The sequence below is a fragment of the Microcoleus sp. POL10_C6 genome (assembly GCF_036701585.1).
GTDB lineage: Bacteria > Cyanobacteriota > Cyanobacteriia > Cyanobacteriales > Microcoleaceae > Microcoleus.
Genome location: NZ_JAUBRB010000001.1, coordinates 272,909 through 293,192, shown reverse-complemented (window position 1 = coordinate 293,192; position 20,284 = coordinate 272,909). Strand labels below are relative to the sequence as shown.

The 20,284-nt window shown below is 46.6% G+C and carries 13 protein-coding genes; 8 read left to right on the top strand and 5 right to left on the bottom strand.

The genetic code is table 11. The features are described 5' to 3' along the window. Window positions 1–185 precede the first annotated feature (185 nt). Entirely contained in the window at window positions 186–1,820 is a 1,635-nt protein-coding gene (locus tag QUA34_RS01085) for an MBL fold metallo-hydrolase (protein WP_333383434.1), read from the bottom strand. A gap of 1,614 nt (window positions 1,821–3,434) precedes the next feature. Between QUA34_RS01085 and QUA34_RS01080 the strand changes: the two genes are divergently transcribed. From QUA34_RS01080 to QUA34_RS01050, 7 genes are all read left to right on the top strand, one after another. Next, on the top strand, window positions 3,435–4,631 hold the full coding sequence (locus QUA34_RS01080; protein ID WP_333383391.1) for a glycosyltransferase: 1,197 nt from the start codon (window positions 3,435–3,437) through the stop codon (window positions 4,629–4,631). A 1,141-nt stretch (window positions 4,632–5,772) separates the two neighbouring features. After that, complete coding sequence (locus QUA34_RS01075; RefSeq protein WP_333383389.1) at window positions 5,773–6,969, top strand: glycosyltransferase; 1,197 nt, start codon at window positions 5,773–5,775, stop codon at window positions 6,967–6,969. Window positions 6,970–7,272: 303 nt separating this feature from the next. Then, a complete protein-coding gene (locus tag QUA34_RS01070; protein ID WP_333383386.1) occupies window positions 7,273–8,589 on the top strand; it encodes a glycosyltransferase family 2 protein in 1,317 nt (438 codons plus the stop codon). Window positions 8,590–8,857: 268 nt separating this feature from the next. Next, window positions 8,858–10,108 carry a glycosyltransferase gene (locus QUA34_RS01065; protein ID WP_333383383.1) on the top strand — a complete coding sequence of 417 codons (1,251 nt, stop codon included), beginning with the start codon at window positions 8,858–8,860 and terminating at the stop codon, window positions 10,106–10,108. Beyond that, window positions 10,105–10,896 carry an ABC transporter permease gene (locus tag QUA34_RS01060; RefSeq protein ID WP_333323601.1) on the top strand — a complete coding sequence of 264 codons (792 nt, stop codon included), beginning with the start codon at window positions 10,105–10,107 and terminating at the stop codon, window positions 10,894–10,896. Before QUA34_RS01065 ends, QUA34_RS01060 begins: the two co-directional genes overlap by 4 nt. Next, a complete protein-coding gene (locus tag QUA34_RS01055; RefSeq protein WP_333383380.1) occupies window positions 10,897–12,969 on the top strand; it encodes a Wzt carbohydrate-binding domain-containing protein in 2,073 nt (690 codons plus the stop codon). It begins immediately after the preceding gene. 76 nt (window positions 12,970–13,045) lie between these two features. After that, window positions 13,046–15,463, top strand: a complete 2,418-nt coding sequence (locus QUA34_RS01050) for a sulfotransferase (RefSeq protein ID WP_333383377.1) — start codon at window positions 13,046–13,048, stop codon at window positions 15,461–15,463. A gap of 59 nt (window positions 15,464–15,522) precedes the next feature. On the opposite strand, the gene QUA34_RS01045 is transcribed toward QUA34_RS01050, so the two are convergent. Genes QUA34_RS01045 through QUA34_RS01035 form a run of 3 tightly spaced genes read right to left on the bottom strand, consistent with a single transcriptional unit; the run spans window position 15,523 to window position 17,433 of the window. Further along, on the bottom strand, window positions 15,523–16,743 hold the full coding sequence (locus QUA34_RS01045) for an NAD(P)/FAD-dependent oxidoreductase (protein ID WP_333383374.1): 1,221 nt from the start codon (window positions 16,741–16,743) through the stop codon (window positions 15,523–15,525). Window positions 16,744–16,750: 7 nt separating this feature from the next. After that, a complete protein-coding gene (locus tag QUA34_RS01040; RefSeq protein ID WP_333383372.1) occupies window positions 16,751–17,119 on the bottom strand; it encodes an aspartyl protease in 369 nt (122 codons plus the stop codon). Continuing rightward, window positions 17,116–17,433: a hypothetical protein gene (locus QUA34_RS01035; protein ID WP_333383369.1), complete on the bottom strand. Its 318-nt coding sequence runs from the start codon at window positions 17,431–17,433 to the stop codon at window positions 17,116–17,118. Before QUA34_RS01035 ends, QUA34_RS01040 begins: the two co-directional genes overlap by 4 nt. Before the next feature lie 68 nt (window positions 17,434–17,501). Between QUA34_RS01035 and QUA34_RS01030 the strand changes: the two genes are divergently transcribed. Next, a complete protein-coding gene (locus QUA34_RS01030; RefSeq protein ID WP_333383366.1) occupies window positions 17,502–18,263 on the top strand; it encodes a calcium-binding protein in 762 nt (253 codons plus the stop codon). A gap of 68 nt (window positions 18,264–18,331) precedes the next feature. Here the strand turns inward: QUA34_RS01030 and dxs are convergent, their stop codons facing one another. Further along, entirely contained in the window at window positions 18,332–20,239 is a 1,908-nt protein-coding gene (gene dxs, locus QUA34_RS01025; protein WP_333084635.1) for a 1-deoxy-D-xylulose-5-phosphate synthase, read from the bottom strand. Window positions 20,240–20,284 lie beyond the last annotated feature (45 nt).

The window sequence follows — 20,284 nt, the reverse complement described above, 5'->3', positions numbered from 1 at the left end:
CCATTTAAATTTAAGCTTGATGGCGGGATCTCCTGCCCAACCCCTACTCCCCACAACAGCGTAAGTACACAGTAGTTTAAAAATTCAATACGCTACAGCTTACCCCTGCTGAAACCGGGTTTTTTGTCTGGGTGCGTCCAGGACTGTTTTTTTGCCTGCGCGCTGGTTTCGAGGTGCCCGACAGCTTATTCGCCGTCTGTTTCCCCATCTAGGAAAAGTTCGGACTCCGGTATCGCTTTAAACACCGGACAGAAACCGTCGGGGGTAACTTTAAAGCCAAACAAAGCACTGGACTGGTTCCAACAGCGCTGGCTGCGGTAGTGCTGGCAATTGCCACAGCATTCTAGGTTGGCCTGAACGGCGCTGCCTTGAAAAAGGAGTTCCCGCTGGGAGATGCCCCGCAATACCAGTTCTTCGCCTTGCCAGCGCGCTTCTACCAAACCGGTATCGGCAAAATTGGCCCACCGAGGATCGGCTGTAATCGGACTCGGCAAGCTAATTGCTACCTCTGTCCCCAATTCGCTGAGTTCTCCCTCATAGTTAGTTTCTGGGATAGCGGGCTGCAAAAACATTTCCCCGATCGGCAATTCGACAAGTGTTCCGGCCGCCGGAGTGTGCAACTGGTAGCGGTTTCGCAGCTCGTCCAAGTTAGCCAAGTCAGCCAAATATGCAGGGGAACCGTGGAGTAAAATTACGTGCTGGGGACGCAAATTGTGGATGAGTTGGGTAGTCCCCGGCCCGTCGCAGTGTTCGGCTAGCAGATAAGTTTCGACACTTGTGACTCCAAATTGGGGCCTGTTGCCCAGCCAGTCGGTGACGGGATATCCTGGTTTTTGAGGGGCGAGCAAAATCCAAGGATTTGTGCCATCGGCAACATACAAACCCAAATCAGCTATGTGGTCAGTAATCACAATACAGGGCGTGGCTCCCAATCCGGGGCGTTGTTCGGCAGACAGCCGGCGGACGCGGGGTTTCACCCTTTCGTCCCAAAACAAAGGTTGGTGCAGAGCAAAATTTTGGACGGCGGTGGGAAATTGGGGTAACAGTTCCAGATAAGCGTCGCACCCGTCGGCGACAGTGCCGTCCACCCAAATATCCAAGTCGCGGCCAGTAAAGTAGTGGTGACTGCGGAGCAGCATCAGCATTTCTTGGCCCAAACCAAGGGCCGGCGCGGGCAGCAGTACCGAGTACCCGTCGGCGATGGCGCGGTGGATGCGATCGGCTAACTGATTTTCTAGTTGTCGGCGGTGAGGGTGGCGCGCCGTGCCGTAACTGCCTTCCAAAATTAACACATCCGGCTTCATGCCCCTGAGTTCTCCCAGGGGCAAACCTTCCACCAAACGAGAATTAGACAGGAAAAAGTCGCCGGTGTAAACCACGGTGTAGGTGCGGTGCGGGGCTGCATAAGTCAGCAGCACAGTCGCTGCTCCGGGCAAATGGCCCGACGGGAACAACTGCACGCTCAGTCCTGGGCGCACTTCGAGCGGCGACTGCCAGGGCAGTCCATGACAGAACCGTGACTCTGGTTGCTGAGCCAGTTGTGGCCAGTTGAGCGGTAGCAGTCGCGCTGTCACTTCGCTGGCGTAAATTGGCAAGTGGGGGAAAGATTGATGGAGTGCTAGCAAGCCTCTGGCATGATCGGAGTGGGCGTGGGTACACACCACAAAATCGGCTGGCAGCGATCGATTTAGTGTTGCTGACAGCGGTTCAATATCCTCTATACCGCAGTCGAGTAAAATGCGGTGCGGCCCCATTCGGACTAGCAGACAGACCCCTTCCTGTGCGTGGCCTGCGCCGTAAGGTAAACAATCGAGATCCATCACTGCGGTTAGCTCCCTGCTTTGCACGCAACTTGCAGTATCGCCACATTTAAACATTGGTTGCGACTGCATTCATTCGATCAAGTTCAGTCTCGGACGCAGAAACCGGATTTGATGGACGAAAACAGTTTGTTGCCGCCCTCGCTCCCGGTAAAAAAACCCGGTTTATCTAAAGTTGTGGTGCGTAAGCCCTGGAGTTAAATGTTTGCTCGAAGGCTCCGGCTCTCGTGCAAGGAAAGTAATTGCACTTAAGATTTGATGCAGCGCCCAGAAAGCGATTTTCCGAAGGCATTGGCCGGACGGGCATTCGGCCTTGGACAAAGTTCAGGCTACTGGTTCTTGCATCAAAAGTTACATTTTATTGCACCATGTAAGAGCAGCGAGCTCGATCTCATATTCTGAGTTTTAAACCTTTTTCCACAATTTGCGCCTGCTAAAAGGTAATCTTTTTTATGAGAAGATTTTAATTCAGATGACCAAACATCTTGATAAAACTTTACAATTCTTCATTTTTAGGGTTTTGAGGGTCGTGTATAGTCCAATCTGAAAAACGGAGAACCAGCATCGTGCTAGCTAACTGCTTTTGTCAGGACAGAGAGAGACTTTATGAGTTTGCTCGGTTTCTTTGTAAAAGTTTGATACATTCTTCTAAGCAAACCTTGTGGCTATCGAGGAGAGAGTGTCAATGGCTTTTTGACCCCACCCAAAAACGGATATAAGTTTCCGACAGGCATCGCCTGCCGCCTAAAGTTTTAGACTCTTGTTCAAGCTCCAGATTCATCTGTGAAGTAAATCTCAAATCGTTCGACTCAACCCGACTCGGCTGAGTGCTCGCCAAACGCCTGAGCGCGGCGAGACGGCTCGGCTGAGATCTCGCCGAAGTCTCAAATCTCAAATCGACTGACTGCCCCATAATAGGTTGGTTTACTCCGCTCATTGACTAGGGGGCAAAACGATGGGTTTTTTTGTTGAACCTCAAACATAGCCACATAAATCCCCAGACAAGAGAGGATATTCATCCTGTAAAAATACCACTAACTTGCCAGAAGTAATCTCAGCTCGATGAGTCTCCAACCAGCCTGTAATCTCCTGTTTTTTTATCATTGCTAGGTCTGATTTAGGGTTGAGTTTGGGAGTGTTTTTCACCTAATCCGTGCGCGGCTTAATCGCGAAAGTTTGAAGGGCGAGAGTGTTTAATTGTGTGGTATGTTGCCCTTAAATATTATCAGAGCGCAATTAAAGCTGAAATGAAGAGCGATCGCACAAACCCGGTTTGATCAAAAAATCTGGTTTTTAGATTTGGTATTAATGGGTAGACTGGGGAGCGCGCAGAGCGCCAATAACACCTGAAATTGACACAAGCCTCAATGTGCGAAGGTTTTCCATAAAAAATATTCTGTAGGAAAAAACTTGACATCAGCGGGTCATCGAAAGTTAAAATAAATAATAGCCATAACAAAATGAAGCTTTATGTTTGATTCGCGATCGGCGATCGGCAAGTATGGCATTGAGAAGTTGCTACCCCCTAAAACAATTTCTGCTAAAATACATCCGGTAATATACGGAGTATCTAGGATTTTTTCGCAATCTAAAATCTAAAATCTAAAATCTAAAATGGCAACAGCTATTCTTGAGCTGGAAATATCCAAACTCCCGCCAGAAATTACGGTTGAGGAGCGTTACAGCAAAGCCTTGATTTTAATTCGACTGCACGGAAAACCGATCGGCCAAGCTCTTTTTCACGTAGTCGGAGGCCAAATTGGCGGTGACGAATTACGGAAAACACTGAGGAATTGTGCTGGTGACAACTTGTGGAAAAACTTGCTCTACGACACTCTAGAATGGGATGAGCGGGGGTCGGTTGAGGTATTGCCGATCGCCACAGTAGCGGTTTGCACGCGCGATCGACCGGAAGATTTGCGGCGCTGTCTAGACGCGCTGATGCTGCTCCCAGACGAGGGTCAGGAATACTTAGTAATTGACAATTGTCCCAGCACGGACGCTACCAAGGAACTGGTCAAAAATTACCCAAAAGTCCGCTATGTGCGCGAAGACTTACCAGGCTCCAGCGCTGCCCGTAACCGAGCTTTATGCGAAGCTAAACATGAATTCGTAGCCTTTACAGATGACGATGCTGCCCCCGATCCGAACTGGCTGCGATCGCTCTTGTGGAATTTTAGTGATCCGCGAGTGATGTGCGTTACAGGGCTGGTGATGCCCTTGGAACTGGAAACCGAAGCGCAAGAATGGTTTGAGTGCTACAGCCCCCACGGGCGGGGATTTGAGCGCCTAGTGTTTGATGGGGCGCACTGCAATCCTCTGATTGTGCATCTTGTGGGAGTTTCGGCCAGTATGGCTGTGCGGAAAAGTGTGATCGACTACATTGGCCTGTTTGACGAAGCTTTGGGGGCGGGAACACCTACGGTGGGCGGCGAAGACTGTGAACTTTTTGCCCGCATTTTGCGTGCGGGCTACTGCATTGTTTACGAGCCGAGAGCATTGAGCTGGCACCGCCATCGGCGCACTTGGGAAGAATTGCGAAAAACGCTCCAAGGCTACGGCATCGGAGTCTATGCTTTCTGGACGCGGATGTTTGTAATCAATAGAGAATTCAGTGTGCCTCTATTAGCTTGGGGATGGCTGCGGTATAAGCAAATTCCTGAATTAATTGCTTCTTGGCGGAAGCAACCGGGCTGTATTCCTAGTGATTTACTTTTGGCTCAACTGCGGGGGTGCATTAGCGGGCCGATGGCTTATTTTTCTTCTCGCAAGCGGTTGCGGGAAGTTAAAGGGGAAGTCAATAGATTTTAGATTTTAGATTTTAGATTTTAGATTTTAGATTTTAGATTTACTCCACAGATGAATGGGGGAAATTAAACTAAGGTCTAAAGCTTTTTGGATTACTCATTAGTCAGGAGGAACAAAGAGGTTCGGCAACGGATGGTGTAATAAATTTAAGGGATTTAACAGATGGATATTGAGGGGACAAGGAAGAAGTAAGAGTGTTTGAAATTTTAATCACCCGTTATAAATTACCAAATACCAAATACCAAGGGTGCATCTCAATTTTATGCACGGAGGCCTGGCGCGTGCTGATTTGGGCAATCGCGAAAATGTGGGTCAGGCGGGTGAGATCACTCATAAAGTGGGTTGTAAGTAGTAGTTCAGAATTAATTACACAATATTTCTACTGAAACCATTACCTAGCAAGGAGTCTTTATGTAATTAATTTTGTGTGGTTACTTATAAAAGTGATTCTTAGCTCAAGTGGCCCCTACAAGACCCTACAAGATAAGTAGTTGGACAGAATTAATTACACAAAATAGAATCTGAAATTCTCTTCCTGTGAGCCTTGCAACATTATATCTGTGTAAATATTTCTGTCTATGTACTTATTATGGTTTTTTGTGCCGTTATACTTAGCATTGGGCTTGATTGTCAAAAAAGAGTATTTCATGGGCTTGGTCTCTATTCTCACAACGGGTTTGGGATTGCTATATAACTACCTAATTGCAAAAGTTGGAATTGCGAGAGTGCTTAATGGTTTGGTATATTGCCCTTGAATAGTACCCGATCGCAATTAAAGCTGAAATGAGGAACGATCGCACAAACCGGGTTTTGTCAAAAAATCTGGTTTTTAGATGTGGCATTAATGGCGAGGCTTGGTGGCGGTCGGCTGCCAATAACACCTGCAATTGACACAAGCCTCGACGAGAGATCGTTGCCGGTGGTAAAAGTTGTGTTGGGAAAAAACTTGACATCAGCGGGTAATTGAAAGTAAAAATAAATAAAAGCAATAAAAACAATGAGGCTTTATCTTTGATTCGCGATCAGCAATCGGCAAGTATGGCATTGAGAAGTTGCTATCCCCTAAAACAATTTCTGCTAAAATACCTCCGGTAATATAGGGAGTATCTAGGATTTTTTCCCAATCTAAAATCTAAAATCTAAAATGGCAACAGCTATTCTTGACCTGGAAATATCCAAACTCCCGCCAGAAATTACGGTTGAGGAGCGTTACAGTAAAGCCTTGATTTTAATTCGACTGCACGGAAAACCGATCGGTCAAGCTCTTTTGCCCGTAGTCGGAGGCCGCTTTGGCGGTGACGAATTACGGGAAACACTGATGAATGCTGCTGGTGACAACTTGTGGAAAAACTGGCTCTACGACACTCTAGAATGGGATGAGCGGGGGCCGGTGGAGGCATTGCCGCTCGCCACAGTAGCAGTTTGCACGCGCGATCGCCCGGAAGATTTGCGGCGCTGTCTAGACGCGCTGATGCTACTGCCAGATGATGGTCAGGAATACCTGGTAATTGACAATTGTCCCGCCACCGAGGCTAGCAGTGAATTGGTCAAAAATTACCCGCAAATCCGCTATGTCCGCGAAGATGTAGCGGGCGAGAGCGCTGCCCGCAACCGAGCTTTACGCGAAGCTAAACACGAATTCGTAGCGTTTACAGATGACGATGCTGCTCCCGATCCGAACTGGCTGCGATCGCTCTTGTGGAATTTTAGTGATCCGCGAGTGATGTGCGTCACGGGGCTGGTGATGCCCTTGGAACTGGAAACCGAAGCGCAAGAATGGTTTGAGTGCTACAGCCCCCACGGGCGGGGCTACGAGCGCCGAGTTGTTGACGGGGCGTACTGCAATCCGCTGATGATAGCTCCAGTGGGGGTTTCGGCGAGTATGGCTTTGCGAAAAAGTTTGATCGACTACATTGGCCTGTTTGACGAAGCTTTGGGCGTGGGCACGCCCGCTAAGTGCGGTTCAGACAGCGAACTCTTTGCCCGCATTTTGCGATCGGGCTACCGCATTGTCTACGAACCGAGGGCCTTGAGTTGGCACCGCCATCGACGCACCTGGGAAGAACTACGCAACTTGCTGCGATGCTACGGAATCGGAGTCTATGCTTTCTGGACGCGGATGTTTGTAATCAACAAAGAATTTAGTGTGCCTCTATTAGCTTGGGCCTGGCTGTATTACAAGCAAATTCCTGAATTATTTGCTTCTTTGCGAAAGCAACCGGGCTGTATTCCTAGTGATTTACTTTTGGCTCAACTGCGGGGGTGCATTAGCGGGCCGATGGCTTATTTTTATTCTCGCAAGCGGTTGCAGGAAGTTAAAGGGGAAGTTAATCGATTTTAGATTTTAGATTTTAGATTTTAGATTTACTCACAAATGAATCTGGGAAATGAAACTAAGGTCTAAGCTTTTGGGATTAGTCATTAGTCATGAGTCAGGAGGAACAGGGAAGTTCGGCAACGGATGGTTTAATGGATTTAAGGGATTTAACAGATGGATATTGATGGGACAGGGAAGAAGTAAGAGTGTGGGAAATTTTCATCACCAATTATAACTTCCCCAATACCAAATACCAAATATTAATTCCCCAATTACCAATTACCAATTACCAATTACCAATTACCAATTACCAATTACCAATCTAATATGAATAGGGAAAATCCAACAATTAGCATAATTATTCCGAGCCACAATCGAAGTTCTTCGCTGCGGCGCGCTCTTGATGCTGTGCACTCGCAGACTTATCCGATCGACCTGCTCGAAGTTATTGTAGTGGCAGATAGCTGCATTGACGATACTTTGGCAATGCTACAAGACTACAAAGCTCCGTTTAAACTGCAGGTGATCGAGGTAAATTGCCGGAGCGCTGCCATCGCCCGCAATACAGGAGCGGCTTCGGCTACCGGGCAATTGCTGCTGTTTCTCGACGACGACATCGAAGCGCTGCCGCCTTTGGTGGAAAGCCACGCGCGGGTTCACTCTTTGCGTCCGGGAGCGGCTGTCATGGGGCCCTATCCGCCTAAGTTGCACGGAGCAACTAGGTTTTTTGACGTGGAAGTGCGTTCGTGGTGGGAAGAGAAGTTTTATCAGATGAGCCAACCCGATCACCGATTTACTTATCAAGATTTGCTCAGCGGCAACCTTTCTTTGGATGCAGAACTGTTTGCTCGTGTCGAAGGCTTTGATTCGGCTTTCGGGAACTGCGGCGGGGAAGATTACGAGTTTGGGCTGCGTTTGCTGAAAGCTGATGTACCTTTTGCTTTAGCGGAGGATGCTGTGGGCTATCATTACGAACACGAAACTAACAATCTCGATCGCTCTTTCCGCCGCTCTCGTCAGGAAGGGCGATCGGATGTTTTGATCGGCCGCCGACACCCGGAACTCAGACCGACGCTGCACATAAAAGACTACGAAACTCCTTATTTTTTGGTAGACAAGATTGTGGTGGCGCTCACGTTTTTCTGGCCGGCGGTTATGGATTGGCTGGCTGTGGGAGGCAGGAAATCTCTGGATTTGCTCGAAAGCTTGGGGATGCGGGAAACTTGGCGGTGGTTGCGGGCAAAATTGCGCGGTTATTGGTATTTGAGGGGTGTGATTGATGAGCTAAAAAGTCGCTCTGCTATTTCTAGTTTTATGCAAGGGGGCCCGGCCCGTGCTGATTTGGGCGGACATGAAATTAACATTGATTTGCAGCAAGGTTGGGAAGCGGCAGAAAGTCTGCTAGATGCGGAACGACCGGCTGGGGTTTACCTGTATTACGACCAACTGGCAATCGGCCATATTTTTCCGCAAGCGGGGGCGGAACCGCTGCGGGGCGCTCACTTGCGATCGATTCTGGCGCTTCACTTTGCTCAACCGCTGGCTGGGGCGATCGCGGTTAACGGTATGCCCCGCAGTGCTGAAACGCTTGAAGAAAAATCTTTAGTTGCTTTTGAAACTTACGAGTTAGCAATTAAGAGCTAAGTAAATAGGTACAAATAAAGATTACATCATTCGGGCAGGTGAGTGCCTTCATTTTCTCCCTTATATCTGGTTATGCTTAGCTAAACTAGCCCCTAGAAGATATTTGTTCCGTTCTTTTTTTCGTTCATATTTACTGAATGCGGGGAAGTTAAACCAAAAACTCAAACTTCAAAAGTTGGGAAATTGGAAAGTTGCACCCCCAAAGTTAAAAGTCCCAAGTCAAAACTTTTCTATCTAGTGCCCGCTGCAAAATTTTCAGGAGCAAGTTATGGCAATAAAAGTTATGGAGATTGAGTTTGCCGAACAGATTAATCCGATTAGGCAACTCGAACAATACGAAGGAGTTCGCATTTTAGTTCGCTACCGGGGACGGCCTCTGGGCTGGACTTATGTTAGTAACAATCCCTGGGAACAAACAATTTCCGCTGAGCGAGTGCGACAAACAATTGTGGATCAGTTAGGAAAAGAGTTGGTGCGATCGACTTTAGGAGAGGAGTTCGGCGCTGTTTCTGAAGCAGTGGCGGATCGCGACCTGCCGTCAATTAGCGTTGTCATCTGCACGCGCGATCGCACAGATTTGCTCAAAGGCGCTCTGGAAGCTCTGCTCGCCCTCGACTATCCCCACCGCGAAATTATCGTTATAGACAACGCTCCTGCAAGCAGCAGCACCGCTGAATTAGTCGCGCGTTTGCCTGTACGGTACGTCAAGGAAGAACGGCCAGGATTGGACTGGGCGCGCAATCGCGGGATCGCTGAAGCGCGGCATGAGATTATTGCTTTTACTGACGACGACGTGCGGCCCGATCGCGGTTGGCTGCGGGGTATTGCTTCGGCGTTTGCTGACCCAGAAATTATGGCCGTGAGCGGTTTAGTGGCGGCAGCCGAACTGGAAACCTTGCCACAACAGCAATTTGAACTGATATATGGCGGAATGCTGCAACACCTCGACAGCCACAAAACCAACGGTAGCAAGCTTTCTGTGCGGGAGTTGCTGTGGGCGAGCAAATACGGCGTGGGGGCGAATATGGCTTTCCGGCGGCAAGTTTTCGAGGCTGTGGGCAATTTTGACGTTGCTCTCGATGTGGGGACTGCGACTCGCGGTGGTGGGGATATTGAGATGTTTCATCGGATTTTGGCGAATGGATACTCGACTTTTTATGAGCCGAGAGCTTTTGTGTGGCACTTGCACCGGCGCAGCGCCGATGCTTTGAGCCGACAGTTGCAGGATAACGGGCGCGGTTTTGGGGCTTATGTAATCACGTGCTATCGCAACCGCACTGTGCCGCGCTGGGAAATTTGGAAATTTGCTATGTTTCAGTGGCTTGGTTGGTGGCTGGTGCGGCGCTTGGGATCTCCGGGTTTGCTGCCGCGCAAGTTGGTAGTCAGCGAGTTGCTGGGAGCTCTCGACAGTCCTTTTGCTTACAGAAAAGCGCAGTTGCAGGCGCAGCAGTTAGCTGAGATTGAGCCGGAAGAGCAACTACAGTCGGAACCGCAGGAAGTTGCAGGAGGTGTCCGATGAGAAGTGTTCCAAAGCTGATTAACAGGCGCAAAATCGCTCATTTCTTCGATTTGCTGCGGGTGTTGGTCGATCGCGATATGAAATTACTTTACAAGCGATCGGCTTTGGGGATTGCTTGGACTTTAATCAATCCGCTGTTGCAGTTAGCTGTATTTTCCTTTGTGTTTCGTTCTGTTGTACCGATTAACGTTCCGCAATTTTCTTCCTTTGCTTTCAGCGGTTTGTTAATCTGGAGTTGGTCTCAAACCGCATTATTTCAAGCAACGGGATTAATTACCAACAATAAAGCGCTAATCAGACAGCCGAATTTCCCCACGGCAATTTTGCCGGTAGTCACGACTATGACGGGGCTAATTCACTTTCTGTTAGCTTTGCCGGTGTTAATTATCTTTCTGGCAATTGATGGCGTTCAGCCGAGTGCCGTGCTGTTAGTGTTGCCGCTGCTGATGGTTATTCAGTTTATTTTGACAGTAAGTTTGGCTTATCCCCTCGCCGCTTTGAATGTCACTTTTCGCGATACTCAGCACACTTTGGGCGTAGTTTTGCAGATGCTGTTTTACCTGACTCCGATTTTCTACGACCTCAACAGCGTCCCGAAAGAATTTCAGCCTTTTTATCAGTTAAATCCTATGGTGCCACTGCTTGGAGCTTACCGCGCCATTCTGCTCAAAGGTACGCAGCCGGATTGGCTGGCGCTGTTAATTGTTAGCTTGGTTGTGGCTGCTCTTTTGCCGATCGGACTGGGAATTTTTAGACGGCAAAGCAATACTTTTGTGGAGGAATTGTAAATGCGTCACGCTATTGTTGTCAAGGGTTTGGGGAAACGTTTCAACCGCTACTCTGCCGATCGACCTTATACGATTATGCAGGCCGCTTTGGCGGGTTTTCGGCAGATGAAACCGCAGGCGCGTTTTTGGGCACTGCGGGATATCAATTTCACTGTTTCTCCCGGCGAAATGCTGGGAATTCTCGGCAAGAATGGCGCGGGAAAATCGACGCTGCTGCAACTTGTTGGCGGTATCGGTCATGCTCAAGAAGGAACTATTGAAGTTAATGGTAGAATTGGCGGTTTGTTGGATTTGGGTGCGGGTTTTCACTGGGATTTAACGGGCAGAGAAAATGTGTTTGTGGGTGCGGTGGTGGCCGGTTTGACTCGTCGGGAAGTGGCCCGCAGGTTTGATGATATTGTTGAATTTGCGGAATTGCAACAGTTTATTGATAGTCCGCTGCGGACTTACAGTACCGGGATGCAAATGCGGCTGGCTTTTTCGGTGGCGGTGCACACCGATCCAGAAGTGCTGTTAGTTGATGAACATTTGTCGGTTGGTGATGTGGCTTTTCAAACTAAATGTTTGAACAGAATCACGGAGTTTAAGAATCAAGGATGTGCGATTGTTTTGATTTCTCACAACGCGGCGCAAATTCATAAACTGTGCGATCGGGCTTTGTGGCTGAAATCAGGTGAAATCGTGGCTTACGGGGAACCGGAAGTGGTAGTCGGTCAGTATTTGTCGGAAATGCGCCCAGCAACCGAACAACGCACTCCCATGCGTCCTCCTGAAGTGACGAGTATGGGTTCGCAACTGCGAGTCAATGACAATCGCTTCGGTTCTTTGGAAGTAGAAATTACGGATGTTAAAGTGTTGCCGGATGATGAGATAAACAGTGGCGATCCTATTACTGTGGAAATTCATTATTCTGTACCGAAGCCAATTTCGGCTGCTATTTTTGGCGTGACAATTAGCCGGGAAGACGGTCAAAGTTGTTTTGAGACTAATACTAATCAAATGGGCAGATTGCTGCCGCTGGCGGAAGGTAAAGGCACAATCCGCCTGCACGTAGACAGGTTAGATTTAGGCAATGGTCAGTATTACGTGAATGCTGGGGTTTACGAGAAGAGTTTGGCTTACGCCTACGATTATCATTGGCATCTTTATCCGCTGTACGTGCGATCGACTGTAAGCCAAAAAACGATTCTTTGTCCGCCCTACCACTGGGAATTTGATGGCAAAATGCAAGTTGCGGATTTACCAGAACCAGCCGATAAAGTTCACGCCTTGAATAAAAATAATCCCGCCTATGCCCAGATTTCGACTCAGTTGAAAAATAAGCAGGAACCAGACTTTTTAATTATTGGCGCTCAAAAGTGCGGCACGGAACCTCTATCCGGCTATCTCGCAAATCACTTGCAAATTATCAAAGATGGTTCCCGCAACATTCACTTTTTTGATTTGAATTTTGAGCGGGGTGTTGATTGGTACAGCAAGCAGTTGACGCGCAGTGTTGCGGATGAGAAGGTGGTGCTGTGGGAAATGACTCCTTACTATATTTATCATCCGTTGGTGGCAGAGCGGGTTTACAAGTGTTTCCCGGATGTTAAGCTAATTGTAATGCTGCGAAACCCGGTCAAACGAGCTTGGCTGCACTATCATTTAGAAGTGGCGATCGGCTGCGAAAAGCTGGATTTTGAAAAGGCGATCGCTTCCGAACCCGATCGCCTAAAAGGTGAAATTGAAAAAATTAAAACCGATCAAAGTTATTACAGTTTCAACCACCAACATTATTCGTATTTGTCGCGAGGAATTTATGTTGAACAAATCAGGAATTGGCTTGATTATTTTCCGAGGGAACAGTTGCTAATTCTCAAAAGCGAAGATTTTGAGGCAAATACCGATAAAGTTTTTTCGGAAGTGTTAGATTTCTTGGATATTAGTGCGCTCGCAAGTAAACAATATGAGATTAATACGATCGAGGAGTACAGCAAAATACCAGCAGCAATCGAACAACAACTGACAGATTATTTCAAACCTTACAATCAGGAACTTTCTGATATGTTAAAACAGGATTTTACTTGGAGTTAAAATTGGCAGGTTGGGTTCCGAGAACAAAACCCAACCCCCCCTCAAAATCTAGAGTTAATTAGAATTGCAAAATGTTATGAAACGCATATTTCTCCTAGGCTCGCCTCGCAGTGGCACGACAATTCTTCAAAGCTTATTAGCTGCTCATCCCGAAGTTATTTCTTTTCCGGAATCTAAGTTTTTTCACTATTTGCTATACGATCAGTTTGCGGGAAAGTTGCCAGGTAGAATGGAAGCTTTTTTTAAGGATGAGATTAAACGTCCTGAACTTTTGAAAGATTTTGATGACAGCCAAAGTGTGGAAGCTAAAGCTAGTTGGTTTGTGAGAGTTTTGGATGGTTTGGCTGCTGAACAAAAAAAAAGCATTTGGTTGGAAAAAACGCCGGAACACATATATTTTATTGATGACATAGAGCGCTTTTTGCCGGATGCGAAATTTATACATATTTTGCGAAACGGTATGGATACAATAGCTTCTATGTATGATGCTACTAGGAGTTTTAACGAATTGTGGGGCGCTGGTTGGGATTTAAACCACTGTATCTATCGCTGGGAACACGCGATGTTAACTAGCCACAAATACATTAATAAATCCAATCATATATTAGTTAAATATGAGGAGCTTTTAGATAACAAAACACAAATTTTAGGAAAAATTTGTAATTTCATGGGCATTGAATATGACGGCACAATGCTCGTTAATTATCAAGAAAAAGCCGCGAAGCTCAGTTTAAATCTACCTTGGCACAAAGGAATTGAGAGAGATGTCAAAAGTAGTAACGTTCACAAATATCATAAAATTTTCACGCGCAATGAAATCCGATATATTTTAGATAAAATTCAGCGAGTCAAGGATGAAATGACCTGGAAAGTTACGGTGGAAGTGACCGAACCAATTTCGGATATTTACGCTTGGCAACTATGCGATCGCCTGTGCTGTACGATCAAACTAGAAGGAATTCAACTCGGTATTATTGAATTGCCGATTTGCGATGGCATGGTGGCGGCTGCGGTGTTGGCGGATGCGGTTGCAGCCCAGTTTGCTTGGCAAATTCTCGATCGCTTCTGTCAACGCAATCGCTGCGAAAAAGGCAATAAATTGTGGGAAAATTTGCTGGAACCATTGCACCCTAAACATGACTGGACGCTATTTATGCAAGAATTATGGGGGCGTCCGCATTGGCATTTGGAGGATTTCTACAAGCCTGAAATAGCTGAGGAAGTTCCAACAATTACCCTCGAAAAAAAATTGATTGTCTTAGAAATTAGCGAGGAATTTGCTAATATAAAAGTTGAGCTTTCTGAAATAGACGTGCTGGTAAAAGTAGGCGGCGTTGCTGTCGGTATTGTTACTGTTGCGGTGGAAAATAATTTTGTTTCGGCTCAAAAATTGCGATCGACAATTAATCGAAATATGGGTTTTGAGTTGTGCATCGCCGCCGTGCGAGAAGCTTTGCTGGGAAAACCACTCAACGGCAAGCAATGGCTACGATCGCGCTTAGCCTCTTGTGCTCAACAAAGGTCTAATTTGCCCGAATGGTTGAATGCACCGGGTGCTGGGGGCATTTACCCCCAAAATGCGGTGATGTTCGGCAGGCGATCGGGTGCGATCGGGACGAGTGTCAGCCGTCGCGCCTCACTCCCGGCGGCGGCGCTGCCGGAAATCGAGTCAGCCGCAGCAATCGCTGGGGAACCGACAATGCAAATTCCCCAAGAAAACGAGTTTCCAAAGCAAGTATTTTACGCACCGGAAATCATTGGCTCAAAATCTTCTTATCGGGAAGTTTCTCACTCGGTGAAACCTCAATTTTTGGACAACCATAGCGTTACACAAAAACTCCCGATTCTCTCCTACCGCCGCATTTCTCCTGACGGTTTAGACGCAGTTACTCCCCAAATTTTTGAACAACAGTTACACAATCTTAAAAATCTGGGTTATTACAGTGCGAGTTGGGAAAATTGGCGAAGCGCGAAACTGGCTAAAACTCCTTTACCCGGTAAAGCTGTATTGATGACATTTGACGGCGGCTATCTCGACTTTTTCCAATATGCTTGGCCTCTGCTAAAACGGTTTGATTTTACAGCAACTGTTTTTCTCGTAGCGGAGTCAATAGGAAAGACAAATAGTTGGGAAAAAGCCGAATTTGAAGAAGTGCCGTTAATGGGATGGTCGGAAATTTTGCAACTGCGGGATGCAGGGATTGAATTCGGTTCTATGTCTGCTACTCATCAACCTTTGACTGCATTGTCGCCGACAGAAATTGTGCGGGAGGCAGCCAAATCCCGTGCTATCTTGGAACGGGAATTAGAGAAACCTGTTAAATGTTTTGCCTATCCTTACGGCGATGTCGATCCAATTGTAGCGCATTTAATTGGAGCGAGTGGATATACTTTTGGTGTATCATATACATTAAATTTGAGCAGTTTTGAAGATTCTTTATTGTCGCTGCCGCGCATTCAAGTCACCGCCGAAAATGCCTTAAAATTAGCTTAGTAATGTGCGTCAATCAGCGAGAGTTTTCCCTCAACAAACCATCTCTCACCGGACGCACCTTACCAGTGAAATTTATTAATCAATTCCTTGATTTTTCTCTGCAAATAACCGCCTAACCCTCTGGAAATTTTCTCAAATTTATAATAAAATAAAATATCCATCACATCTTCAGTTTTCATATACTTTAAATAATAAATTATTTTATCGGTCAGCTCATCATTAACATCATCGATATACTTTCTCACCGCCAACCTTTCCGAAATATGCCATTTCTGATCAAACTTGCGGTGCATTTCCGTCTCATAATCCCGAAAATCTGAGATTTTCCCCTCCAAATACCTTTGAATATATTTCCCCGCGATTTGGGCACCATCCATCCCGTGTCTAATCCCTTCGCCACCCAAAAAATTTACTGTCGAAACACTATCGCCGATCGCAATTATATTATCCTTGCAATAAATATCCTTCAAACCACGACTATACTTCAGCATGGAACCGTGTTTGTCAAGAATTTTATAATTTTTAGACTTTAGATATTCATCAATCAGTAAATCAATATATTTTTTCAGCGGTGACAAATGCCTCAGTGTTTTCTGCTCTAAAAAAATGCGAGCAGCACCAACTTTCAGCCTATTTTGTTCCATGGGAAATATCCAAGAATAACCTTTAGGCATCCATTTATCGCCCACAAATAAGATTAAATCACCGCTGTATTTATTGTAAACTTCTGGCTCTACTTCAATCAAATATTCGATTCCGGTTCCCGACAAAAAATCCGGCTTATCATTCTCTTTTTCGTACATAATCGCCCTAGCAAAGCCAGTAGCATCAACCAATACTTTAGTTCTAACTTTGATAAGTTGACCGTCGGATAACTGTTTAAACTCGACTGTTGTTTCGCCCTTGCTTTGTGAATGTCCGGTGTAGCGATAACCAAGCCAAATTTCACCGCCAAATCGCTCAACTTCGCTGGCCAAAAATGCTCTAAATTTAGCAAAATTGAGAACAACTCCCAAGCTTTCGGGAGACTCCCAAGTTTGACTGACTTTGCTAGTTTCAATAGTAAGTTTGTGCCAAAAACTGCCGATAACGGACTCTGGTAAATCGAATTTAGAGAGAGTTTCTAGAGGTGTAGCGGCGCTAGAAAAGTCATTTTTATTAAAATTGTCGTTTTGCTCTGCCAGCAAGACTTTGTGGCCGGATTGGGCTAGGATTCTCGCGCAGTGACCGCCTGCTGGGCCTGCTCCTACTATTACTATGTCAAAACTTTTTAAATTCATTTTGCTTTTAACTAGCTTCCAATGTCAAAATACCTGCAGATATATCAACTACTAACCGCCGAGTTTTTAGCCACTGGCAGCCTATTAAAATTTCCGGTACTCCGTCACCCAGATGAACGGGAATGTCAAACTCTTGCTCATCTATGCGTACTTTTCCTGCATAAAGATCGAAATTGAATTCTCCCTTAGCTGTCCGCATTTTTTGTCGCCTAATATAAATCCAATCAAGCCCTTCTAAATCCTGACTGTCCATTGCTAGCCAGCCAGAAAAACCTGTATCTAGCAGGGCATCAACAGGTAATTCTAAGCCGTTATCAGCAATCAATTCTACTTCAAAAAATAGCTCGTCTTCATCACCAAATCTTCCTGCAATCATATCGTGCCGCACGCCCCTGTATGGTTGAGGCGGAAAAGAAACGGGATAGCATTTGGGTGTTTCTGGCGGCACATTTTGGTAGCGACCATATCATCTTTGTCGATAAAATAGTCTCCGCTGTCGGGTTCAACCGCCATGTACCAGTTGTAGTGGGTTTTAATCAATTCTGGTTTTAGGCGATCGAAAATTGGTTTGCAGCGCTGATAAAATGTTTCTCTTTCGGCTCGCCACTGGGCTTTTTTTTCTTCTGACCACTGAATCTCTGGGAACAATCTTCCCCGCCGCACGGTACGATTTGGTTTCACGTTAGTCATTGTTTTTTCTCCGTTGTATCAGATGGTAATATATTTATTGGTTGAATTGAATATTTCTGAAATCAATTATGGCAAATACTTTCAACTTGACTTTTAATCCTGATAATTTTACAGTCGTTCCTGGTTTGATGGTTCAGTTCCCTGGAGGTGTTCTTGCCTTAGATGGCAATGATACAATCAGAGGCTCGTTTGAGAGCGAAATCATCAACGGAAATGCTGGTAAAGATATTTTATTCGGTGGTGATGGCAATGACAACTTGCAAGGCGGTAGAGACGAAGACGATTTATACGGCGAAGTTGGTCGAGATTCTCTCATTGGCGGTCTTGGTGATGATTATATCGCGGGTGGTGACGGAGACGACATTTTGAATGGCGGTCGAGGTGATGATTTATTAGATGGAGGTGCGGGTAACGATACTCTGAGCGGCGACCTGGGTTACACTCTCTATAAAGGGGGAACGGGTAGTGATGTGTTCGTCCTAAGAACGGATATTGTTTTAGGAGATCCAAAGCGCAACCCTAACAGTAGCGTACAGGCGTGGGATATTATTCTCGACTTTGAAAATTCTCTGGATCGAATTGGTCTTACTAATGGTTTAACTGAGGCAAACGTCAGACTCACCGCCTTTTCAGTACCGCTGCAAAATATTCGCTTGGTTTCGGGGAGATTTCCTCAAGAAAGCAAAATTTCTTTAGCCGATTTAGATCCCGATCGCAATGGTAGTTATGACGCTACTACTATTCAAATTGCTTCAAACGGTCAAATTTTAGGTAGAGTTCTGAATGTGACACCATCGGACTTGCGGGGTCGTTTTATTACACTGTCATAGATCGGGTATTTCTTAGGATTAGTCTCGAATGGTAAGGTGCGCTAGGCGCACCCTACAATTCTAGCTATTTACACGCTAACAGGAGACTGTTTGCGGCTGAATGTTGCTAAGATGCGATCGCACATTTGCGACGGAGTTAATCCTAAACTTGCAAATGATTGCTCTGGCGTTGCATGATCTACTAATGTATCCGGTACGCCCAGCCGCATCAGTGGCACGAGAACATTATTGTCGAGCAAAGATTCAGCAACTGCTGAACCGAAGCCACCCATCAAACAGCCTTCTTCCATTGTGACAACTTTGCCGATTCGCTGTGCTAAAGGCAAGATTAATTCGGTGTCCAAAGGCTTGACAAAACGCGCATTGATCACAGTTGCTTCAATACCGTGTTCGCTCAGCATCTCGGCAGTTTGCATTGCCGGATAAACCATTGAACCGTAACCCAAGATCAGCACATCGTCGCCGTTGCGGAGAATTTCGGCTTTGCCGATCGGCAATTCTTCCCAACCTTCTTCCATCAGAGGCACGCCGTAACCGTTGCCGCGCGGGTAACGCATGGTGATCGGGCCGCTGGTGTGGTTGATTCCCGTGACTATCATCCGCTGCAATTCTGCCTCATCTTTTGGCGCCATAACTACCATATTTGGCAGGCACCGCAAGAAGGCAATGTCGTACATTCCTTGGTGAGTGGGGCCGTCAGCACCGACAATGCCGGCGCGATCCAAACAGAAGAAAACTGGCAAATTTTGGATGCAGACATCATGAATTATTTGGTCATAGCCTCGCTGCACAAATGTCGAGTAAATTGCCACAACCGGGCGCATTCCTTCGCAGGCTAAACCAGCGGATAAAGTCACGGCGTGCTGTTCGGCAATCCCGACATCAATGTACTGTTTAGGCAGTTTTTCATGAAGTTTATCCAGACCTGTTCCGGTTGCCATTGCAGCGGTAATGCCGACAATTTTGGGATTATCTTCTGCTAGCTTGACTAGGGCGTGGGCAAATACTTTCGAGTAAGCTGGAGGCTTGGGTTTAGTGGAGGGAATGCCTTTGCCGGTGGCTAAGTTAAAGGGATTTTGGGCGTGATATCCTACTTGGTCTTTTTCGGCGATCGCATATCCTTTGCCTTTCACCGTCACCACATGAACCAACACCGGCCCTTGGATGGTATGAGCTTGTTTGAAAGTGGCAATTAACTCTTCCAAATTGTGTCCATCTACCGGGCCCATGTAAGTAAAGCCCAATTCTTCAATTACTGCTCCAACTTTCGAGACGGCCAAGCGTTTCATCCCTTCTTTGAGGCGTTCCATTTCTGGAGTAAAAGTTTCGCCGACAAAGGGAATGTGTTTGAATTGTTCCTCTAAGTTATCTTTGAGAAACTGCACCGGTGGCGACAATCGCATCTTGTTCAAATACCGCGTAATTGCGCCGACGTTGGGCGAGATTGACATCTCGTTGTCGTTGAGCACAACTAACAAATTGGTTTTCGGCATATGGCCCGCGTGGTTGATGGCTTCGAGTGCCATGCCGCCAGTCAATGCGCCGTCGCCGATGACTGCTACAGTTTTAAAGTTTTCCCCCTTGAGGTCGCGCGCCATTGCCATTCCTAACGCTGCGGAAATGCTTGTGGAAGCGTGACCTGCACCGAAGTGGTCAAATTTGCTCTCGCAGCGCTTGAGATAGCCTGCAACGCCGTCTTTTTGGCGTAGGGTGTGGAATTGGTTGTAGCGGCCGGTGATTAATTTGTGAGGATAAGCTTGGTGGCCGACATCCCAGGTAACTTTGTCGCGATCGAGGTCGAGTGTTTGGTAGAGTGCTAAGGTCAGTTCGACTACACCCAATCCTGGGCCGAGGTGGCCGCCGCTAGCGGCTACAGTTTCTAAATGCTTTTCTCGAATTTGTCGGGCAATTTGTTCGAGTTGATGAATCGAGAGGCCGTGTAATTGGTTTGGGTGAGTCAGTTCGCTGAGATGCATATTTTAAAATCTTGCTCCTGTGAATCAGGACGAATCCTTAACAGA

Coding starts and splice junctions, on each gene's coding strand:
- QUA34_RS01040 (WP_333383372.1), bottom strand. CDS start 17,119: ATGATTGCAGGAAGATTTGGTGATGAAGACGAGCTATTTTTTGAAGTA.
- QUA34_RS01065 (WP_333383383.1), top strand. CDS start 8,858: ATGGCAATAAAAGTTATGGAGATTGAGTTTGCCGAACAGATTAATCCG.
- QUA34_RS01060 (WP_333323601.1), top strand. CDS start 10,105: ATGAGAAGTGTTCCAAAGCTGATTAACAGGCGCAAAATCGCTCATTTC.
- QUA34_RS01030 (WP_333383366.1), top strand. CDS start 17,502: ATGGCAAATACTTTCAACTTGACTTTTAATCCTGATAATTTTACAGTC.
- QUA34_RS01085 (WP_333383434.1), bottom strand. CDS start 1,820: ATGGATCTCGATTGTTTACCTTACGGCGCAGGCCACGCACAGGAAGGG.
- QUA34_RS01080 (WP_333383391.1), top strand. CDS start 3,435: ATGGCAACAGCTATTCTTGAGCTGGAAATATCCAAACTCCCGCCAGAA.
- QUA34_RS01045 (WP_333383374.1), bottom strand. CDS start 16,743: ATGAATTTAAAAAGTTTTGACATAGTAATAGTAGGAGCAGGCCCAGCA.
- QUA34_RS01055 (WP_333383380.1), top strand. CDS start 10,897: ATGCGTCACGCTATTGTTGTCAAGGGTTTGGGGAAACGTTTCAACCGC.
- QUA34_RS01035 (WP_333383369.1), bottom strand. CDS start 17,433: ATGACTAACGTGAAACCAAATCGTACCGTGCGGCGGGGAAGATTGTTC.
- QUA34_RS01050 (WP_333383377.1), top strand. CDS start 13,046: ATGAAACGCATATTTCTCCTAGGCTCGCCTCGCAGTGGCACGACAATT.
- dxs (WP_333084635.1), bottom strand. CDS start 20,239: ATGCATCTCAGCGAACTGACTCACCCAAACCAATTACACGGCCTCTCG.
- QUA34_RS01070 (WP_333383386.1), top strand. CDS start 7,273: ATGAATAGGGAAAATCCAACAATTAGCATAATTATTCCGAGCCACAAT.
- QUA34_RS01075 (WP_333383389.1), top strand. CDS start 5,773: ATGGCAACAGCTATTCTTGACCTGGAAATATCCAAACTCCCGCCAGAA.